General features: G+C 26.8%; 4 protein-coding genes. All 4 read right to left on the minus strand.

Features of this window, described 5'->3' with window-relative positions; genetic code table 11:
• Nucleotides 1-139: 139 nt before the first annotated feature.
• The 4 genes from PXD04_RS17620 to PXD04_RS17635 all read right to left on the minus strand — a co-directional run bounded on the left by PXD04_RS17620 (nt 140) and on the right by PXD04_RS17635 (nt 4,164).
• Nucleotides 140-304 (minus strand): hypothetical protein, encoded by a 165-nt coding sequence (locus PXD04_RS17620; protein WP_323736124.1) that lies wholly within the window; start codon nt 302-304, stop codon nt 140-142.
• Between the two features lie 195 nt (nt 305-499).
• A complete protein-coding gene (locus PXD04_RS17625) occupies nt 500-2,467 on the minus strand; it encodes a hypothetical protein (RefSeq protein WP_323736125.1) in 1,968 nt (655 codons plus the stop codon).
• A 381-nt stretch (nt 2,468-2,848) separates the two neighbouring features.
• Nucleotides 2,849-3,676: a transposase gene (locus tag PXD04_RS17630; RefSeq protein WP_323736126.1), complete on the minus strand. Its 828-nt coding sequence runs from the start codon at nt 3,674-3,676 to the stop codon at nt 2,849-2,851.
• A gap of 5 nt (nt 3,677-3,681) precedes the next feature.
• Complete coding sequence (locus PXD04_RS17635; RefSeq protein WP_323736127.1) at nt 3,682-4,164, minus strand: helix-turn-helix domain-containing protein; 483 nt, start codon at nt 4,162-4,164, stop codon at nt 3,682-3,684.
• Between the last annotated feature and the right edge of the window lie 110 nt (nt 4,165-4,274).

Raw genomic sequence — 4,274 nt, forward strand, 5'->3', positions numbered from 1 at the left:
ATAATTATTCTACACCTAATAGGTAGGTGGAGTGATGTAAGGGGTATTAAATTATATTGTCCATCCACCATCTGCTTTTACTACCACACCAATTAATTAATGATGATTCATCAGAGGCTAAAAAAAAGTGCCAGATTTGCTATTTCTCACAGGTTGTCCTGTTATATGGGTTGACTCGAATGAATGGATTTAATTTTCCATAACTATCCACAACCATTGTTTCTGGATTAATTGATGAAGCAATCTCTGTTTCAACTCCTACTATTACTATAGTAACTATGTTTTCACCAACATTATTAAACATTTGTGGAAATTACTAATCGGATTAGTTTAATTGGCCCGGTTAATTTTACATTAATTACTTTTTCCCATGTTTCATCGTATAGATTTCCAACTTTTTTTTTAAATTAGTCCATATCTAAGAGTACGGGGGATGAAAATTATAACATAACAATCACACAACTACCCTTATTTCCTATTTTCACCTAGAAAAAACATTTTATATTTCCAAATACTTATATTGCAAATCAGTGTTAACAGAAATTACATCCTCTGCATTAATAATATCCTTCACATCATCATAACGATCATCCTTGTCATGCCTTAATGATGCTATACCTATATTATCATATGCCTCATTGAATATTTCATCCAAATTCTGTTGTCTTAACATATCAATATTTTCTTCTATAAATAATTCATTATCTATAGATAATGGTGTTTCTTCAACTTTAGCAACTTTTTTAGAATAATAACTATTTAATGAACATATAACTGATTGTAGTATATTAACAGATTTTTCATAATCATCGGAAGATAGTTCAACTTTTGATAAACATATATCTAAATACTTCTCTTCATCATTATTTTCAACTGCATTATCCTCCTCTATTTTAATGAAATTCCTTAATAATTCAGTTTTTGATACCTTTGTAATGTTTTCATTGTAATATTGCTTGAATTCATAGTACGGTAAACTAGGCACGTATTCAATATACAATTTTGCACATTTATTCGTTTTATAATATCTTCGCCCTTTCTTATTAATCTTAAAAATGTAATCCATGTGTTTAAGAAACTTATAATTAGTGATAGTAGGCATATCATTATTTAATTTCATGTTATACAGCATACTCTTATCATCATCCACATTAGGGTTAGGTGTAGCTTCTATTAATTTCTTATCCAACAAACTTTTAATATAATATTCTTCGCTAATTTCATAATCATCATCAAAGTTTACTAAAAATGAATGCTCACCCATACTATCCAAAAATTTTAAAAGAGATACTTCTGCTATTTCTATTTGTGCCTCTTTCACCATATTTATATCAAGATTTTTTGAGGCTATTTTTTCTAAAAGGGAATTATATAATCCTGTAGATGAATCTATTTGATTTTCTATTTTGTCTTTAATTTTCTCTAATCTTTTATCAAATTGATTATATCCACATATCTGACATATACCCTTTTTAAAGGTTACCTCACCACAATAGTCGCATCCAAAAGAGTCTTCCTCTTCATCTAAACAAATATCATTATCCACAAGAAATTCAAAACGTGTACGTATATGTTCATAATTAATATCATTATTATCTAATGCTTTTTGCACATCATTTATCATATTTTTAAGAGTTTCCACCGGAATATCCTTATCCTTATGGATTTTGTCTATCTCATCCTCCGTAATTATTTGTTCTACTCGGATGTCTGATAAGATTTTTTCCATTACTTCTGCTTCTTTTTCCTCGTTTTTCAACACGTTTCTTACAATATTTTTATAATTGTTCCGCATATATTTCTTATCAACTTTTTTTAGTTTCTTTGATAAATTATAGCTTTGTAAATCATATTGTCTGGGATTGGACATGCATAACATTTCTTCATCGGTTATTAAATTCATAGTGTCGTTGAAAATTATACTGCAAGTGTTCGTATCATAGAGGTTGGTGTAAACATCTATCATGCCCATACTTAAGTCTATATCATAGTAGCAATTACTGATTTTCTTGTTTTTAAACACGTCATTATATCTTGATGACAATTTGAAAATTGATCTTACAAGGTTTTTTGAAAAATGCCATGCCATATTGTTTTCTATGAAAATTTCAATTACTCTTTGTGTAGGCTTGTATATTGTGAATTTTTTGTTATTGATTGTTAAGTCAAGGAGGGTGTTTATCATTATCTTGTTTCCACGATATTCTGGTATGATGTAAAATTCAGTGATGCATATTTGATCCTGATATTCTTTTACTTCATCATATGTATAAAATCCCACTATCTTATCATCATATATTATTTCGTGAAAAAAGTTTGGATAAATATATTCCATTGTATAATCATCATTCTGGTAAGCTTCATATATGCTTGGATATTCATTCTTTAAAAATACTGTTATATCTTCTTCATGTTCGGTCATATCTATAACTTTTGGAGTATTGTCTTCTCTTTTCTTTTCTTCCATAATTAATCCCTTTCAATAAATAATGCAAACTATTATTTTAATAATCTATGATGGGGGGGGGNTGGGGTTCTATTGTTTTCCTGTTTTGTTGTACCCCCTTTGTCTTATTAAATGTGAGGTTGCATATGTTATGTTAATATATATTGTGCTTTTTATTATTTATTTTACCTACTTATTTTTCATTTAATGAATATGATATAAGTACTCAATATGGAAAATAGGATTTATTCTTCAATCTATATTCAGGATATGAACTACTCTTAACAATCATAGCATTGGTGTTTTTATTAAAAATAAGTGTTGATGATTTTGTTGATTAAATAGTATATAATTGTGTTTTTTTTTNAATTAAAAAATAGGATATAATTAATTTATAGTTAGTTACCAAACTTTTGTTATAAATTTTATATACCATTCATCAGTAAAATGATGATTTATTAAAGATTCTTCAAATGTTTTTATAACTAATTTTTCCAAATAATCGTCTGATTTTATCAAATATTGTTTTATTATATTCTTCATTTTTCTCCATAATTGTTCTATTGGGTTTAAATGAGGTGAATAAGGTGGTAAATATATTAATTTTATATTCAATATTTTGGCCACTTTTTTAATGAATTCAGATTTATGTACGCTGTAATTATCTAATATTAAGTAAATTGTTTCTTCTTTTATCATTTGACTCTTAATATTATGGTTATTTAATTTGTCTATTGTGATTTTTCGTTTTAATGCTCTTCTTTTTGTAATATTATTTAAAGATTCTCTTTTGCAGTGTTTTCCGATTATTCTAGCTAGTGTTGATGTGGGATCCTCTTCATATTTTTCTATTGCTTTCATTATTTTATCTGTGAATTTAGTTTTCTCTTCACTATTTTTGATAAGAATTTTATCTAAATCTTCATCGTTTATTTGTATTTGATTTATAACTGATTCTAGTTGTTTTTTAGAAGTTTGATTAATAGTATTTGTTATTCTGAGATTAATTAAAGCTATTGCTACTTCTGGTGCTGTTGATGAGTTTGTAATTGTTATTGAAGAATTACCATTGATTGCTAAGGATCCTGTTGCATTAACTTTAATTTTATATGGATTTACTTTTTGTATATGTTTTGTTCCTTTTTTATATAGGCTTCTGGATGTATATGGGGCATTTAAAAATGATGCTTCGTCAAATAAAACAATAATACTGTTTTCTTGTACTCCCATTTTATTTAAGTTTTTTTTAATTGTTTTTCTGCATCTTTTGGAGTTTTGGTGAAAATAGGGTATGCTTTACTGTAATTATAGCCTAATTTCTTTGTTATAACTCCTATTTGTTTTAAACTATAGTCTATATTGAATTTTTCTTTAACTAAATGTTGTACTTCTTTCATTGATAAATTGGGTGTTGAATCTATTATTTTATCGAGTTCTATGAATTGTTCGTATGTTAATTTTGATGGTCTTCCTCCACCAAAAGATGGTTTTAATCCTTCTAATCCTTTTTCTTCACAAGTTTTTGCCCATCTATGTACTGTTTGATAAGAAATATTCAGTATATTTGATGCTGGTTGGATGGATTTCTCTTTACTTATGATTTTCATAGCAATAAGACGTTGATAATACCTGTAATATGCTACATACTTGCTCATTTCTTCATCTAACTCAGTATCAGTCATATTTTTATGAATATCAATTTTGGATTTTCCTGACATAATAAATAATATGTCATTTATCTATAATAAAAGTTTGGTTAATTACTATAGTTAGAAAAAATAATAAAAAAAAATGAAAAATGGGGGGAATTTTATGTAAAGTGTGTGTA

Origin of the sequence: Methanosphaera sp. ISO3-F5, from assembly GCF_034480035.2 — an archaeon.
Classification (GTDB): domain Archaea; phylum Methanobacteriota; class Methanobacteria; order Methanobacteriales; family Methanobacteriaceae; genus Methanosphaera.

What these genes read in the sequence shown, in the direction of transcription:
- PXD04_RS17630 (WP_323736126.1), bottom strand. Translation starts at nt 3,676, where the DNA reads ATGGGAGTACAAGAAAACAGTATTATTGTTTTATTTGACGAAGCATCA.
- PXD04_RS17625 (WP_323736125.1), bottom strand. Translation starts at nt 2,467, where the DNA reads ATGGAAGAAAAGAAAAGAGAAGACAATACTCCAAAAGTTATAGATATG.
- PXD04_RS17620 (WP_323736124.1), bottom strand. Translation starts at nt 304, where the DNA reads ATGTTTAATAATGTTGGTGAAAACATAGTTACTATAGTAATAGTAGGA.
- PXD04_RS17635 (WP_323736127.1), bottom strand. Translation starts at nt 4,164, where the DNA reads ATGTCAGGAAAATCCAAAATTGATATTCATAAAAATATGACTGATACT.